The organism is Dyella sp. BiH032 (assembly GCF_031954525.1).
In the GTDB taxonomy this organism is placed as follows: Bacteria; Pseudomonadota; Gammaproteobacteria; order Xanthomonadales; family Rhodanobacteraceae; genus Dyella_D.
The window spans coordinates 1,666,456-1,680,812 of record NZ_CP134867.1; the positions used below are offsets into that span (position 1 = coordinate 1,666,456).

Genomic DNA, 14,357 nt, shown 5'->3' on the forward strand with positions numbered 1-14,357 from the left:
GCGCGCAGCCTTCAACCTCACTCACGCTTCACCTCAACCCCCAGCTTCTCCAACTGCTTCTGCAAACTATCCGGCCCGGCGAGATGTCCGGCGCCGACGGCGACGAAGGTGGTGCCTGGCTGGTGCATGCGTTCGGCGATGGCCTTGGCCCAGGCCTGGTTGCGCTGGACGAGCATGCGGTCGTAGAGCTCGGGGGTGTCTTTGCGGAGGTCTTCGTCTTCGATGCGGGCGATGGTGTCGGTGTCGCCGCGGCGCCAGGCGTCGATCAGTTCGCGCAGGCGGGCAGGGCCTTCGGCGACTTCGTCCAGGCTCTGGCGGAGGAAGGACAGCTGCATGGATTCGGGCATGTCGGCGAGCATGCGCAGTTGCTGCTCGGCGGTTTCCAGGCCCTGGACGGCCTTGCCGGCTTTCTCCATGCGGGCGCGCAAGGTTCGGTCCACGCCTTGTGCAGGGTCCATGCCGGCACGGACCAGCGGGGTCATCGCCAGGGTGACCGCGGCGAGCCAGGGGCGCATTGGCTGGAGCGTCGCGGCGCCGCCGGGGAGTTCGGCCTCGTTCGCGGCGCGTTCGAGCCGGTTGCGGTCGCGCGGCGACAGCTTGGCGGAAAGCGGATGCGCCGGATCGAGGCCGTACTTGAGCACCAGCGCCTGCATGTTGGCGGGGTTGTCGTCCACCAGCTCGATCAGCAGCGTGCCGCTGGCCTCGAGCGCGCGGTCCAGCGCCTGCGAGGACCAGTTGGTGTCCGACGGCAGCAGGTGGACGGTGCCGAACAGGTAGACCGTGGCCTGGTCTTTCCGCGCGACCCAGAGCGCGGGTGTCGCGAAGGCGGGGGCGGCGAGCAGCAGGCTCAGGACGAGCAGCGCGCAGATACGGCGGAACGGCTTCAACGCGGAGACTCCGGGAGGTGGCTGGCCACGGGCCGGGGAAAGCCCGTGGCGGAAGCGATCAGTGGGCGGTGCGCCCGGCTTCGACGTTGTGCAGGAAGCGGATCAGTCCGTCGAAGTAGGTGCGCTGGTCATCGTACATCGCCAGGTGGCTGCCTTTGGGGCAGAGCAGGAAGCGACCCTGCGGCAGTTTCTTCGCCATGGCCGCCATGTAGGCCGGGTCCATGGTGTCGTACTGCGCGCCGATCACCAGGGTGGGCACCTTGATCGCGTGCAGGTCGGCGCTGCGGTCCCAGTGCTCCAGCCTGCCGCTGGCGCCCAGCTCGCTGGGGCCCTGCATCAGCGTGTAGATGTGTTCGTTCTCGTGTGCGAAGGCGCGCAGCACCGGGTCCGGCCATTGCGCCTGCGGCATGCGCAGTACGTGCTGTTCGTAGTGCATCGGCGTGAGGATCTGCATGTAGCGCGGATCGGCCGTGCGGCCGCTGGCTTCGAGCTGCTTGGCCTCGGCCAGCAGCTTCGGATCCATCGCGGGCTCCAGCACCTTCTTCGCGTAGGCGTTGTAGGCGGGGATCGAGTCCATCATGTTGGAGATCACCAGGCACTTGAGGTGCTGCTGGTACTTGAGCGCGTACTCCATCGCGAGGATGCCGCCCCAGGAATGGCCGAGCAGGCAGAAGTTGTCCTTGTCCAGGTGCAGGGCCTGGCGCACCTGTTCCACTTCCTCCACGAAGCGTTCGGTGGTCCACAGCGCATCGTCCTTGGGCTGGTCGCTGTAGGCCGACCCGAGCTGGTCGTAGTAGTAGTACTCGACGCCCGCGGCGGGCAGGAAACTGTCGAAGGCCTCGAAATACTCGTGCGTCACGCCCGGGCCGCCGTGCAGGAGTAGCAGTTTCAGCTTCGGATTGTTGCCCACGCGCTTGGTCCACACGCGGAACTTGCCCTTGGGCGTGTCGATCTCGATGGTCTTCACGCCGCCGCTCAGCACGTCGTCGCGGCCGCTGTTGTCGAAGTAGGAGGTCGGCCGCGAGGGTGCGTCGGCGGCGCTGGCGAAACCGGCGGCGCAGAGCGCCAGCAGGCTGAGCAGGATGGCCAGTGTGCGCTTCATGGCGTCTCCCCGCGCCGGATGGTGCGCGCACTATCCCGCGCCGGCCGCGTAGCGGCAAGCACGACGGTAAGGCGGCACTTGGCCCATGTTGCCTCAGCGAGGCACGCGGTAGCCGCCCGGCACGCCCTCAGGGCTGAGCGTCAGCTGCCAGAGCTGGTCGCGGCGGCTGCGGAACACGGCGGCCGATACCGACAGGTAGAAATGCCACATGCGGCGGAAGCGATCGTCGTAGCGCTCGGACAGCCGCGGCCAGGCCGCGTCGAAATTCGCGCGCCAGGCCATCAGCGTGCGGTCGTAGTCGGTGCCGAAGTTGTGCCAGTCCTCCACCACGAACTGATCCTGCAACGCCTCGGCCACCTGCTGCGCCGAAGGGATCATCGAATTGGGGAAGATGTATTTCTCGATCCACGGATCCGGGCGGGACGGGGCACCGTTGCTGCCGATCGAATGCAGCAGGAACAGGCCGTCCGGCCCCAGGCAGCGACGGGCCACCTGGAAATAGGTGCGGTAGTTGAGCGCGCCGACGTGCTCGAACATGCCGATCGAAAAGACCGCGTCGAAGCGTTCGTCGAGTTCGCGGTAGTCCTGCAGGCGGATCTCCACCGGGAGGCCCGCGCACAGTTCGCGCGCGAACTCGGCCTGCTCCTGCGAGACCGTGATTCCTACGCCTTGCACGCCGTAGCGTTCGGCCGCGAACTTGAGCGCTTCGCCCCAGCCGCAGCCGATGTCCAGCACGCGTTGCCCCGGCTGCAGGCGCAGCTTGCGGCAGACCAGGTCGAGCTTGGCCTCCTGCGCGTCGTCGAGGTTGTCCGCCTGCGCCCAGTAGCCGCAGGAATAGACCAGCCGCTTGCCGAGCATGGCCTCGAACAGGTCGTTGCCGAGGTCGTAGTGCGCGCGGCCGATCTCGTAGGCGTGCTCGCCGCGCTGGAGATTGATGAAGCGCGCCTTCAGGTGCGCGAGCAGCGTGTCCAGTGTCTTCAGTTCCTGGTCCACGTGCGAACGCAGCAGGAGGGTGAACATGCCGGGCAGGTCGTCCGCATCCCACCAGCCGTCCATGTAGGCCTCGCCCAGGCCGAGCGAGCCGTGGGCGAACACGCGGGCGTAGAGGTTGTCGTCGTGTACGCGCAGATCGGTGGGCGCATCGCCGTCGAGGTGGATGCCGGCGTGTTCCAGCAGGGTGGTGGCGCGTTGCTTCAGCGAATCCCGACTCATGCGTGCCCCTAGATGCCGTTGAAAAGCCTGCGTTGGAATAGCTGTGCCTCAGCGTCGGCCGAGGACCTCGAAGCCTGCCGGCACGAATGCATAGACCACGTCGACGCCCGCCGCGCGCACCGCGGCCAGGAGCATGTCGGCCTGCGCATCGTCCAGCAGGAATTCGACTTTGACCGGCAGATCGTCGGCCAGCTCGAAGAATTGTTCCTCGTGCAGTACGCCGTGGCGTCCATAGCCGGCGATCGCGCGGAAGGCGGAGCCGCCGCCGATGCCCTGGCCTTTGGCCAGTTCCAGCAGCCACTCGTAGACCAGTTCGCCGTCGTGGCGCGCGCACTGGTGGCAGTAGAAGGCGAGCAGGCGTCCCGGGCGAACGGTGTTCTGGCTCATGGCGTCTTCCTCAGCCGCGCAGCAGGAGCCGGGCCATGGCGATGCCGGCGATGGTCATCGTGATGGAGCCGGCCAGGTGGACCACGACGTGCCCGGCGAACCACAGGTACTGCTGGCGCAGCAGCAAGGTCGTCGCCTCGGCCGAAAACGTGGAGAACGTGGTCAGTCCGCCCAGGAAGCCGGTGGCCACGAACAGGCGCAGTTCCGGGGGCAAGGTCTGGTAGTGGTCGAACACGCCCAGCACGATGCCCATGAGGAACCCGCCGAGCAGGTTGGCCGCGAGCGTGCCGAGGGGCAGGGTGGGGAACAGGGGGTTGAGCAGCACGCCAAGCATCCAGCGCAGCCAGCAGCCGAGCGCGCCGCCGATGCCGATGACCAGGAATCCGGTATAGCCCACGATGCAATGTCTCCTAAGGGCTGGCCCCCGGAACAGGCACGAGCCTGCACTCCGGACGGGCCGGTGAGCAGGCATCATCGGCGCCGGGCCCGGCGGGCCCCGGCGCGGTTCGCCCGCGCGAGCGCGGGACGGGAGGCATGCCATCTCCCTGTGCGGCGACATGCTAGCGAAGCCGGTCCGCCCGCGCCAACCGGCACGTGACGTCAAGGCCATGCCGGGTCCGCGCGGCCCCCCGTATACTCGCTGGCCACGCGCAGCCCCCGACTTCCGCCATGAACGCCACCCCACGTTCCGTGCAGCGCAGCCTGCCGGTGCTGCTCGCCGGCCTGTCGATGATCGGTCCGTTCTCCATCGATGCGGTGTTCCCAGCGTTCCCATTGATCGGCGCGCAATTCGGCGTGGAGAGCGCGCAACTGCAGCAGATGATCAGCGTGTACCTGCTGACCTATGCGGCGATGAGCCTGTTCCACGGCGCGATCTCGGACGCGGTGGGGCGCAAGCCTGTGCTGGTGACCGGTATCGCGGTCTATGCCCTGGCCTCGGCGGGGGCCGCGTTGGCGACGTCCTATCCGATGCTGCTGGCCTGCCGCGCGCTGCAGGGCATGTGCGCGGGCGCGGGGCTGGTGGTGGGGCGCGCGATCGTGCGCGACTGCTACGAAGGCGCCGCCGCGCAGCAGTTGATGTCGCGGGTGATGATGATCTTCAGCGTCGCGCCGGTGATTGCGCCCATGGTGGGTGCGCAGATGCTGTTCCTCGGCGGCTGGCACGGCATTTTCTGGGTGCTGATGGGGTTCACCGCGGTGCTGGCCACGGCGCTGGTGCTGCTGCTGCGCGAAAGCCATCCGCCGGAAGCGCGCACGCGCTTCGCGCCGCGCGAGTTGCTGGCCGGGTATGCCGGCTTCGGGCGCGACCGCCCGTTCCGGCCGCTGCTGGTGTCCTGCTCGGTGAACTTCGCGGGGCTGTTCCTGTACATCGCCTCGGCGCCGCACATTGTCCGCGACCTGCTGCATCTGTCCGCGCAGGGGTTTCCCTGGCTGTTCCTGCCGGTGGTGGCCGGACTGATGGGCGGCGCGTGGCTTTCCGGGCGGCTCGCCGTGCGGCGCAGCCAGGCCTATACGGTCAACCTGGGCTACATGGCGATGCTCGCGGCCTGCACGCTGCACCTGGTGGTGGCGCTCGTATTGCCGCGGCCCATGCTGCCATGGTCGATGCTGCCGCTGATCGTGCACGGCATCGGCGTGCAGCTGGCGTTTCCCACGCTGACGTTGCTGCTGCTGGACCGGTTTCCGCATCACCGCGGCGGAGCGTCCTCCGTGCAGGCGTTCTCCAGCCTCCTGCTGTGCAGCGTGGTGGCCGGCGTGCTCTCGCCGCTGCTGGCAGACCGGATGCTCTATCTGGCCTTGGGGGCTTCCGCGCTGACCGTGGTGGGCTGGGTCTCGTGGCGGTGGTATCGCCGCATCGTCGAGCGGCCGGTCATTCCGGCCGCGACCGGGCAGGCGGCCTAGCCTTCCGTTCCGCGGCGATGTCGCGGCGCGGCGTCAGGACGGAAACACCGGGCGGCCCTGCTCGTCGAGCAGGCGGTGCTCGATGAGCCATTGCCGCGCGTTTTCCGCATCCGCCGCGAACCACGCTGCCGTCGAGCCGAGCCGGAAGCTGTAGCCCCAGGCGTCCATGTCGGCCATCAGACGGGCACGGCCCACGCCCGGCAGCTCGTCGGCGAGGACGATCTGCAAGTAGCAGGTGGCGTCTTCCTCTTCGATGGAATCGGTGGCGTCCGTATGCACCTGGGCACGGCGTTCCGCCGGCAGCACGATCAGATGCCCGGCCTCGTGCAGCAGCGAATGCACTGGCGTATCGCCGCGCGCATGGACGATGGCGCCGATGATGCCGGCTTCGTCGTCGCCCCAGAAGCTGCCGGGAATGGGCTGTCCGTCGGGCACCCGCTCCAGCGCCAGGCCATAGCGGGCGAGCAGCGCGCGCGCGGCGTCCTCCGCGATGTCGGCCAGACGCAGCACGGAGCCGGAGGGGAGGGACGCAGGAGATGCTTGCATGAGAGGCGGCGCTTCGGACGACTTGCCCGCGCGCGTCGGCCAGGACGCGGCGGAAGAAGAAAGATGGCGGGCCCGGGGCCCGCCACCGCTCAGCCGGCGACCGGTGCGGTCGATCCGGGTTTGTCGTTTTCCGGCAGGGCCACGGAGAGTTCCAGCACCTCGTGGCCGCTGTCGCGTTCAAGGTTGATGCTGATCGCGTCGACGTCCACGTGGACGTATTTCTTGATCACTTCGAGCAGCTCGTTGCGCAGCAGCGGCAGGTAGTCGGGCGCTCCGCGGGTGGAACGCTCCTGCGCCACGATGATGCGCAGGCGCTCCTTGGCCACGACCGCGGTCGGCTCCGGCCTGCGCTTCAGGAAATCAAGAATACCCATCGCGTTCAGCCTCCGAATACGCGCTGGAAGAAGCCCTTCTTCTGCACTTCGAGGAAGCGCAGCGGGCGCTCTTCGCCAAGGAGGCGGGCCACGGTGTCGCTGTACGCCTGGCCCGCGTGCGAGTTCTCGTCGAGGATCACCGGCACGCCCGAGTTGGAGGCGGCCAGCACGTTTTCCGATTCCGGGATGACGCCGACCACCGAGATGCCGAGGATTTCCTCCACGTCCTTCACGCTGAGCATTTCGCCCACCGCGACGCGTGCCGGGTTGTAGCGGGTCAGCAGCAGATGCTGCTTGATCGCGCCGTCGCCCTTTTCGGCGCGCCGGGTCTTGCTGGAAAGCAGGCCCAGGATGCGGTCGGAGTCGCGCACCGACGACACCTCCGGGTTGACCACCACGACGGCGTGGTCGGCGAAGTACATGGCCAGGTGCGCGCCCTTCTCGATGCCGGCGGGCGAATCGCAGACGACGTAGTCGAAGCCTTCCTCGGACAGGCCCTGGAGCACCTTTTCCACGCCCTCCTGGGTCAGCGCGTCCTTGTCGCGCGTCTGGCTGGCGGCCAGCACGTAGAGGTTCTCGTAGCGCTTGTCCTTGATCAGGGCCTGCTTCAGCGTGGCTTCGCCGTGCACGACGTTGACGAAGTCGTACACCACGCGGCGCTCGCAGCCCATGATCAGGTCGAGGTTGCGCAGGCCGACGTCGAAGTCGATCACGGCGACCTTCTTGCCCTGGATGGCCAGGCCGGTGGCGAGCGAGGCGCTGGTCGTGGTCTTGCCCACGCCACCTTTGCCCGAGGTGACAACGATGATCTCAGCAGTCAAGGGCTCATCTCCCAGAATATGTTCTTGTAATGGTGTTGCGATTAGTGGTGTAGCGACAGCGATCGTTGCAGCTGGACGAATCCGCGTCAAAGTTTCGCGATCAGCAATTTTTCCCCGTCGAGCCAGCATTGCACAGCCTGGCCCTCGAGGTCCTTCGGCAACTGTTCAAACACGCGGTAGTGACCGGCGATGGCCACCAGCTCCGCGCGGAAGTCGGAGACGTAGATGCGCGCCTTGGTGTCGCCCTGCGCACCCGCCATCGCGCGGCCGCGCAGGCCGCCGTAGATGTGGATGCTGCCGTCGGCGATCACCTCCGCGCCGTTGGCGACGCCGCCGGTGACGATCAGGTCGCGGTCGCGCGCATAGATCTGCTGGCCCGAACGTACCGTGCCGTCATGGTACTGGCCGCCCATCGGCGCAGCCTCGGCCGCGGCGGCCGGTTCGCGCGGGGCAGGCGCCGGTGCCGGGGCGGGTGCGGGCGCAGGAGCCGGCGCGGCGGCGGGCGGTGCGACGCTCCCGCCGTCGGCGGGTTCGTAGGCGGCCCGGAACTTGGCGATCAGCGGCAGGCCCATGCGGCGCGACAGCGCTTCGGTCTCGCTGGTGCCGTAGGCGAAACCCACCGGAAGCATGCCGGCGCTGCGCACGGCCTCCAGCAGGGCGTCGACCGTGCCGTCGTCGGGCAGGTCGAGCAGGTGGCTCAGGTCCAGGATCACCGCGGCCCGGGAAAACAGCTGCGGAGCGGTGCGCACGCGGCGCTCGAGCTCGTCGTAGAGGGCGGCGGCGTCGGCACGGCGCACACGCACGCTGGCGATACCGACCTGGCCGAAGCGCAGGTCGCAGACATCAGTGGTATCCATTCGGGCATTCATGGGCGCCGCTCTCCGGCGAGGCGACGCTTGTCGTTGTTATGGGAGGGCCGGGGGCGCTCGGCCAGCCACGGCACGTCGGGCAGGCCGCCGCGCTCCAGGTAGGTCTCGAGCACGTACGGGTAGCTGGGCAGTTCCTTGGCCAGCAGGCTGACCTGCGGACCGGATTCGCCCATGCGTTGCTGGCCGACTTCCTGGAAGCCGTAGGTGCCGTGGAACAGCAGCACCTTGTCGTCCCGCGGCTCCAGGAACACTTCGCAGGTCAGCAGCGGGGCGCGCACCTCGGCGTAGCTGGTGACGTCGCAATAGAAGATGCGACCCAGGCCATGGCGGCGGTAGGTGTTGGCGATGACGATGCGGTCGATATAGACGAACTGCGCGTAGCGCTCGCCGAACCATTGGTAATTAGGGCTGGCGTAATCGCCGCGTTCGCGCAGCGCGATGAGGAAACCGGCGATGTGGCCGTCGATCTCGGCGACGCGGAAATAGTCGGCGTGCTCGTAGAAGTAGCGCAGTTGCCCGGCGTCCAGGGCGAGGATGATGCGCCCGGCGGCGTTGTTGAGCGCCAGTACGGCATCCAGGTCGTGCTCGCGCACGTCGCGGATGGCAAGGGCCATTCGTTGCTCCGCAGTGATGTTTCGAGAATCTGGCAGACCGGCTGACGGCGGCCCCGCGTGACGGGGCGCATTATGGCATGCGGGCAGGGGTCGGACATATCACGGCGCACCATGTAAAACCTTTGTAAAGCGCCCGGCGGCATGGCTTTCGGCAGGGGGTGCTCAATGACTTCTCGCGCATTGCACCACGGTGCCCTCGGGCCGATGATGGCGCACATGGCATGGTCCAACATCAACCACATCCGGCTGCTGCGCTACGCCGGCCTGACCACGTACCTGTGCGTCGCGCTGCCCCTGCTGCCCGGCAGCTGGAGCCTGGCGCGCGTCAGTTCCTGGTGGAGCAACCCGAACATATCCGGCTGGATCTTCTCCTACCTCACCTTCGGGGTGACCTACGTCCTGCTGACCCGCCGTTCGACCCTGAACCGGCAGGACGGGCTGCCCACCGTCAGCCGGCTGATCGGGCTGACGGTCCTGACCTGCTCGGCGATCGCCATGGGCTGGTTCAGCCAGAGCGGCCTGTCGGCCATGCTGATGCTGGTGATCGCGGTGGTGCTGCCGTGGCAGCTGCCGGCAGGGATGGGGCTGGTGTGGATGCTGTTCCAGAACCTGATGCTGATCCCCATCATCGCCAACTACCGGGAGTGGACGCTGATCCAGGCAGTGCTACAGGTCTGCATGTACCTGGCCATTTCCGCGCTGGTGTACTTCACCTCGATGATCGCCAACCTGCAGGCTGAGGAGCGCGAGGTGCAGCGCCGGCTCAACTCCGAGCTGCGCGCGACCCGCGCCCTGCTGGCCGAGTCCACCCGCATCGCCGAGCGCATGCGCATCGCGCGCGACCTGCACGACCTGGTGGGCCATCACCTCACCGCGCTCACGCTGAACCTCGAGGTGGCCAGCCATCTGAGCAACCCGGCCGCGGCCGAGCACGTGCTCAAGGCGCAAGCCACCGCGAAGCACCTGCTGCGCGACGTGCGCGAAGTAGTCAGCGAGCTGCGCCAGGACGACGCCATCGACCTGACCCAGGCCTTGCGCAGCCTGGTCGAGGGCGTGCCGGGGCTGAAGGTGCATGTGGAAACGCCGCCGCGCTTCAGCGTGGAGGATCCACGGCGGGCCCAGGTGCTGCTGCGCTGCGCTCAGGAAATCATCACGAACACGGCGCGGCATGCCGGCGCGCGCAACCTGTGGCTCACCTTCGCCTACGACGAGGCCGGCCTGCTGGAGTTGCACGCGCGCGACGACGGCCGTGGCGCCGACCAGTTCCGCCCCGGCAATGGCCTCTCGGGCATGCGCGAGCGCCTGGCGGAATTCGGCGGCACGGTGAACGTGGATACCGCCGCGGGCCAGGGCTTTGCCCTCAACGTGAGCCTGCCGCTGGGCGAAGCGTCGGCCTTGGCGCACGCGCCCACCCGCTTCGAGCCGCCCGCGCTGAGCGTGTCGTGAGTCCGCTCCGCCGCCCCGCGCCCGTGCCAGAATGGGCGGCCGGCCCGGATGGCCGTGCAGCCGCTCTATCAAGAACGTCTACCGTCGTTCCCGGCGATGGCGCCGGGGGACGCAATCGCTCCGAGGAACCGCGATGATTTCCGTGTGTCTTGTCGACGACCAGAACCTGGTGCGCCAGGGCGTCCGCTCGCTGCTGGATCTGGCTGAGGACATCCGCGTAGTGGCCGAATGCGCCGACGGCGCACAGGCCGTGCAGGACATTCCCCGCGTCAAGCCCGACGTGGTGCTGCTGGACCTGCGCATGCCCAACATGAGCGGGCTGGAAGTGCTGCAGGCCCTGTCGGCGCGCAACGAGTTGCCGCCCACCATCATCCTGACCACGTTCGACGACGACCAGCTGGTGCTCCAGGGCCTGAAGGCCGGCGCCCGCGGCTATCTGCTCAAGGACGTCTCCCTGGAACAGCTGGTCGAGGCCGTGCGCACCGTCGCCGCCGGCGGCTCGCTGGTGGCGCCGATGGTGACCCAGCGCCTGCTCGCCGGGGTCGGCCGGATGCAGAACCAGTTCACCAGCCTCGAGCAGCCCGATCCGCTGACCGAGCGCGAGACCGAAATCCTGCGACTGCTGTCGGGCGGCTACAGCAACAAGGAAATCGCCAACTCGTTGAAGGTGGCGGAGGGCACCGTGAAGAACCACGTGTCCAACATCCTCTCCAAGCTCGGCGTGCGCGACCGCACCCGTGCCGTGCTCAAGGCCCTCGAGCTGGGCATTGTCTAAGGCCTTTCCTTCGCGCCGGAAGCCCCGGTCCGGGGCCTTCCGGGGCGCCTTTCGGGGCGGATAGCGTTCCAGGCCGTGAACCGGTACCATCGGTGGCTTCGGCGCTGGCCGACCCCTGTCACGATGCGATTCCTTCGGCCTTCTTAAAGGGAGCGCATCCCCGTGGCGGACCGGTCTCCGGCGACGCACTCGTGCCGCCAAGAGAGATGTTCGGAGAGCCCTGGAATGATGCGTGTTCTTGAATTCATTGTTGCCTTGATCATCGTCGCCGTCGTCGGCGTGGTCGTGGGCGTGATCATGCCTGGCAGTGGCCATGTGGAGAGGTCGCTGGTGGTCGGCAAGGACATGCGTCAGGTGTACGACGTGCTCGCCAATTTCCGCCGCTTCCCCGATTACACGGTGCAGCGCAAGTACGACCGCAATACCCAGTTCACGCAGTCCGGCAAGGCCTATGGCCCGGGTGCCGAGATCAGCTGGAACAGCAACGACGACAAGGTGGGCAAGGGCAAGCTGACCGTTGCCACCGCCGAGCCGACCTTCGACAAGGTCGACTCCACCGCGAAGCAGGCCAAGATCGTCTGGAACGTGGACAACGACTGGCGCGGCCAGGACAAGCACTTCACGCTCGATCTCGAGCGCCAGGGCAGCCGCGGCCAGCTGACCAAGATCACCTGGTCGTATGACGTGGCCTACGGCTTCAACCTGATCGACCGCTACTCCAACCTGTACATCCACGGCGATCCGGATGCGTTCATCCAGTTCAGCCTGACGGATCTGCAGAACGTGCTGGCCTCGGTGCAGAACATCGACTACAGCAAGCTCATCCCGTACATCGAGCAGACCCAGCCGACGCCGGTGCTGCTGGTGTCCAGCTCGATCGAGCGCAAGGGCGGCCTCGAGGCGCTGAACGAAGCGACCGACAAGGCCGAGGCCCAGATCCAGGCCGCCGCCAAGAAGCTGGGCGTGACCGTGACCGGTCCGCGCATCATCTACACCACCAACTTCGGCGATCAGACGTACAGCTTCGACGTCGCCCTGCCGATCAGCTCGACCAGCCTGACGGTCAACGGCCAGAGCCATGAGCTGGCCGCCGCCAAGGCCCCCGACCTGACCACCGCTCCGGCCAGCAGCAGCACGGCCCAGGCCCCGGCGCAGGACAACACCCCCGGCAGCACCGACCGCTTCGGTCGCCTGATCATCGACAACGACGTGCGCGGCATGCTCGCGTTCGGCGGCCCGGCGCTGAAGGGTATCTGGAACGGCACCGCCGCCGGCGTCCCGCAGACCCGCGACATGCTGAAGGCCTACTCGCAGACGCACGGCTACAAGTTCGACGAAGTGGTGAGCCGCCCGTACGACATCCTCGTGAAGCCGGAAGTGAAGGAAGGCGACGAGGTCAAGAGCTATGCCCAGTTCGCCGTGTACCTGCCGCTGAGCGATGCGCCGGAGAAGACGCCGGAACAGGAAGCCGGCCTGCAGCCGCCGTCGCTGGACGAAGGCACCGAGCAGCAGGCGCCGGCCTCGTCCGGTACCGCCGCCGCGCCGGCCTCCGCCGCCAGTGCCGCGCAGTAAGCGATAGCAACGCCGTACCGAAAAGGCCCTTCCTCGCGAAGGGCCTTTTTCTTTGTGCAGCTCGGCATGCCGCAGCGGCGGGCCGAACTTTTCGAGTCCGATGGGGTACATTCCTTGGGATCGAGCCGCTCGCACCCGACCGCTCTGCTGCTTTCCTTTCGCCCCGGACATGATCGAAACCGAACAGCTCACCCGGCGTTACGGCCCGCTCACCGCGGTCGACGCGCTCAGCTTCCGCGCCGAGCCGGGCCAGGTGCTCGGATTGTTGGGGCCCAACGGTGCGGGCAAGTCCACCGTGATGCGCATGATCGCCGGCTTCCTGCGTCCGACCGCGGGCACGGCGCGGGTGTGCGGCCATGACGTGCAGAAGTCATCGCTGAAGGCGAAGCGCGCGCTCGGCTATCTGCCCGAAGGCGCGCCGAGCTACGGCGAGTTGACGGTGCGCGAATTCCTCACCTTCATCGTGCGCTCGCGCGGGTTGCCGGCCGACCAGGGTTATCGGCGCTTCGAGGACGTGGTCGGCCATCTGCAATTGGAAGAAGTGCTCGACACCTGTATCGAGACCTTGTCCAAGGGCCTGCGCCGCCGCGTGGGCCTGGCACAGGCCATCGTGCACAACCCGCCAGTACTGATGCTGGACGAGCCGACCGACGGCCTCGACCCCAACCAGAAGCACGCCGTGCGGCAGCTGATCGACGCGATGGCGCGCGAGCGCACCATCCTGATCTCCACGCATCTGCTGGAAGAAGTCCACGCGCTGTGCAACCGCGTGGTGATCATCGCCAACGGCCGCCTGCTCGCCGACGCCACGCCGGCCGAGCTGGAAGCGCGCTCGCGCTACCACGGCGCAGTGTCCTTCAGCGCGCCCGGAAGCGGCGTATCGCAGGAGATGCTCGGCCGGCTCCCGCAGGTCGCGTCGATCGAGGTGGATCCGCTGGACGGTCGCATCACGGTCTTCCCGCGGCCGGGCGAGCGCATTCTCGAACCGGTCGAGTCGTTACTGCGCCAGCAAGGCCTGGAGGTCTCGGAAATCCAGCTCGAACGCGGGCGCCTGGACGAAGTGTTCCGCCAGATCACCACCGGGCAAGCACACGCGGCGCCGGAGGGCAGGGCATGAGTCCGGTGATGGCAGTGGCGCGCCGCGAGCTGCGCAGCTACTTCGTGACGCCCGTGGCTTACGTGTTCCTGGTGATCTTCCTGGTGCTGGCCGGCATCCTCACGTTCTATGCGGGCGATTTCTACGACCGGGGGCAGGCCGACCTGCAGCCGTTCTTCGTCATGCATCCCTGGTTGTACCTGCTGCTGGCCCCGGCGGTTTCCATGCGCATGTGGGCGGAAGAGGCCAAGGGCGGCACGCTGGAACTGCTGCTGAGCCTGCCGATGACCATCGCGCAGGCCATGCTCGGCAAGTTTCTCGCCGCATGGCTGTTCATGGGCATCGGCCTGCTGCTCACCCTTCCGGTCTGGATCACCGTCAACTACCTGGGCTCGCCGGACAACGGCGTGATCCTGGCCAGCTATGTCGGCAGCTGGCTGATGGCCGGCGCCTTCCTCGCCATCGGAGCCTGTCTCTCGGCGGTCACGCAGAGCCAGGTCGTGGCCTTCATCCTTACCATGGTGGTGTGCTTTCTCCTGCTGCTGGCGGGGCAGCCGCAGGTGATGGATTTCCTGCAGGGCTCGATGCCGCGCAAGTTACTCAATGGCGTCGCGCACCTGAGCCTGCTGCGCCACTTCGAGGCGATCGCGCGTGGCGTGCTCGATCTGCGCGACCTGCTCTATTTCCTGCTCTGCATCGCCTCCTGGCTGACGGCCGGCGTGCTGGTGCTGGACCTGAAGCGGACGCCCTGAAC

16 protein-coding genes are annotated in these 14,357 nt (G+C 67.6%); 6 read left to right on the plus strand and 10 right to left on the minus strand.

The genetic code is table 11. The features are described 5' to 3' along the window. Positions 1-17 precede the first annotated feature (17 nt). From RKE25_RS07390 to crcB, 5 genes are all read right to left on the minus strand, one after another. Positions 18-887: a TraB/GumN family protein gene (locus RKE25_RS07390; RefSeq protein WP_311841594.1), complete on the minus strand. Its 870-nt coding sequence runs from the start codon at positions 885-887 to the stop codon at positions 18-20. A 58-nt stretch (positions 888-945) separates the two neighbouring features. Then, positions 946-1,989 carry a proline iminopeptidase-family hydrolase gene (locus RKE25_RS07395; protein WP_311841595.1) on the minus strand — a complete coding sequence of 348 codons (1,044 nt, stop codon included), beginning with the start codon at positions 1,987-1,989 and terminating at the stop codon, positions 946-948. Positions 1,990-2,082: 93 nt separating this feature from the next. Continuing rightward, on the minus strand, positions 2,083-3,201 hold the full coding sequence (gene cfa / locus RKE25_RS07400) for a cyclopropane fatty acyl phospholipid synthase (protein WP_311841596.1): 1,119 nt from the start codon (positions 3,199-3,201) through the stop codon (positions 2,083-2,085). Between the two features lie 48 nt (positions 3,202-3,249). Further along, positions 3,250-3,588, minus strand: coding sequence for a DUF190 domain-containing protein (locus RKE25_RS07405; RefSeq protein ID WP_311841597.1), 339 nt, complete (start codon positions 3,586-3,588; stop codon positions 3,250-3,252). Between the two features lie 10 nt (positions 3,589-3,598). Then, positions 3,599-3,985, minus strand: coding sequence for a fluoride efflux transporter CrcB (gene crcB / locus RKE25_RS07410; protein ID WP_311841598.1), 387 nt, complete (start codon positions 3,983-3,985; stop codon positions 3,599-3,601). A gap of 272 nt (positions 3,986-4,257) precedes the next feature. Here crcB and RKE25_RS07415 point away from each other — a divergent pair, with 272 nt between their 5' ends. Further along, complete coding sequence (locus RKE25_RS07415; protein ID WP_311841599.1) at positions 4,258-5,490, plus strand: multidrug effflux MFS transporter; 1,233 nt, start codon at positions 4,258-4,260, stop codon at positions 5,488-5,490. Between the two features lie 33 nt (positions 5,491-5,523). Here the strand turns inward: RKE25_RS07415 and RKE25_RS07420 are convergent, their stop codons facing one another. From RKE25_RS07420 to RKE25_RS07440, 5 genes are all read right to left on the minus strand, one after another. Beyond that, positions 5,524-6,036 carry a hypothetical protein gene (locus RKE25_RS07420; protein WP_311841600.1) on the minus strand — a complete coding sequence of 171 codons (513 nt, stop codon included), beginning with the start codon at positions 6,034-6,036 and terminating at the stop codon, positions 5,524-5,526. An 89-nt stretch (positions 6,037-6,125) separates the two neighbouring features. Further along, positions 6,126-6,410 carry a cell division topological specificity factor MinE gene (minE, locus tag RKE25_RS07425; RefSeq protein WP_311841601.1) on the minus strand — a complete coding sequence of 95 codons (285 nt, stop codon included), beginning with the start codon at positions 6,408-6,410 and terminating at the stop codon, positions 6,126-6,128. 5 nt (positions 6,411-6,415) lie between these two features. Then, complete coding sequence (minD, locus tag RKE25_RS07430; protein ID WP_311841602.1) at positions 6,416-7,231, minus strand: septum site-determining protein MinD; 816 nt, start codon at positions 7,229-7,231, stop codon at positions 6,416-6,418. A gap of 86 nt (positions 7,232-7,317) precedes the next feature. Beyond that, a complete protein-coding gene (gene minC, locus RKE25_RS07435) occupies positions 7,318-8,100 on the minus strand; it encodes a septum site-determining protein MinC (protein ID WP_311841603.1) in 783 nt (260 codons plus the stop codon). Beyond that, positions 8,097-8,714, minus strand: a complete 618-nt coding sequence (locus tag RKE25_RS07440; protein ID WP_311841604.1) for a GNAT family N-acetyltransferase — start codon at positions 8,712-8,714, stop codon at positions 8,097-8,099. Before RKE25_RS07440 ends, minC begins: the two co-directional genes overlap by 4 nt. A gap of 216 nt (positions 8,715-8,930) precedes the next feature. Between RKE25_RS07440 and RKE25_RS07445 the strand changes: the two genes are divergently transcribed. From RKE25_RS07445 to RKE25_RS07465, 5 genes are all read left to right on the plus strand, one after another. Continuing rightward, a complete protein-coding gene (locus tag RKE25_RS07445) occupies positions 8,931-10,160 on the plus strand; it encodes a sensor histidine kinase (RefSeq protein WP_311841605.1) in 1,230 nt (409 codons plus the stop codon). A gap of 133 nt (positions 10,161-10,293) precedes the next feature. Next, on the plus strand, positions 10,294-10,935 hold the full coding sequence (locus RKE25_RS07450; RefSeq protein WP_019464490.1) for a response regulator transcription factor: 642 nt from the start codon (positions 10,294-10,296) through the stop codon (positions 10,933-10,935). Between the two features lie 225 nt (positions 10,936-11,160). Continuing rightward, entirely contained in the window at positions 11,161-12,507 is a 1,347-nt protein-coding gene (locus RKE25_RS07455) for a polyketide cyclase (RefSeq protein ID WP_311841606.1), read from the plus strand. 169 nt (positions 12,508-12,676) lie between these two features. Then, on the plus strand, positions 12,677-13,624 hold the full coding sequence (locus RKE25_RS07460) for an ABC transporter ATP-binding protein (protein ID WP_311841607.1): 948 nt from the start codon (positions 12,677-12,679) through the stop codon (positions 13,622-13,624). After that, positions 13,621-14,355 carry an ABC transporter permease subunit gene (locus RKE25_RS07465; protein ID WP_311841608.1) on the plus strand — a complete coding sequence of 245 codons (735 nt, stop codon included), beginning with the start codon at positions 13,621-13,623 and terminating at the stop codon, positions 14,353-14,355. The genes RKE25_RS07460 and RKE25_RS07465 overlap by 4 nt, the downstream gene beginning before the upstream one ends. The last annotated feature ends 2 nt before the right edge of the window (positions 14,356-14,357 follow it).

Bases quoted from the DNA above. Each gene is read 5' to 3' on its own strand.
- RKE25_RS07395 (WP_311841595.1), bottom strand. From the start codon at position 1,989: ATGAAGCGCACACTGGCCATCCTGCTCAGCCTGCTGGCGCTCTGCGCC.
- cfa (WP_311841596.1), bottom strand. From the start codon at position 3,201: ATGAGTCGGGATTCGCTGAAGCAACGCGCCACCACCCTGCTGGAACAC.
- RKE25_RS07405 (WP_311841597.1), bottom strand. From the start codon at position 3,588: ATGAGCCAGAACACCGTTCGCCCGGGACGCCTGCTCGCCTTCTACTGC.
- RKE25_RS07415 (WP_311841599.1), top strand. From the start codon at position 4,258: ATGAACGCCACCCCACGTTCCGTGCAGCGCAGCCTGCCGGTGCTGCTC.
- RKE25_RS07420 (WP_311841600.1), bottom strand. From the start codon at position 6,036: ATGCAAGCATCTCCTGCGTCCCTCCCCTCCGGCTCCGTGCTGCGTCTG.
- minE (WP_311841601.1), bottom strand. From the start codon at position 6,410: ATGGGTATTCTTGATTTCCTGAAGCGCAGGCCGGAGCCGACCGCGGTC.
- minC (WP_311841603.1), bottom strand. From the start codon at position 8,100: ATGAATGCCCGAATGGATACCACTGATGTCTGCGACCTGCGCTTCGGC.
- RKE25_RS07440 (WP_311841604.1), bottom strand. From the start codon at position 8,714: ATGGCCCTTGCCATCCGCGACGTGCGCGAGCACGACCTGGATGCCGTA.
- RKE25_RS07445 (WP_311841605.1), top strand. From the start codon at position 8,931: ATGGCATGGTCCAACATCAACCACATCCGGCTGCTGCGCTACGCCGGC.
- RKE25_RS07450 (WP_019464490.1), top strand. From the start codon at position 10,294: ATGATTTCCGTGTGTCTTGTCGACGACCAGAACCTGGTGCGCCAGGGC.
- RKE25_RS07455 (WP_311841606.1), top strand. From the start codon at position 11,161: ATGATGCGTGTTCTTGAATTCATTGTTGCCTTGATCATCGTCGCCGTC.
- RKE25_RS07460 (WP_311841607.1), top strand. From the start codon at position 12,677: ATGATCGAAACCGAACAGCTCACCCGGCGTTACGGCCCGCTCACCGCG.
- RKE25_RS07465 (WP_311841608.1), top strand. From the start codon at position 13,621: ATGAGTCCGGTGATGGCAGTGGCGCGCCGCGAGCTGCGCAGCTACTTC.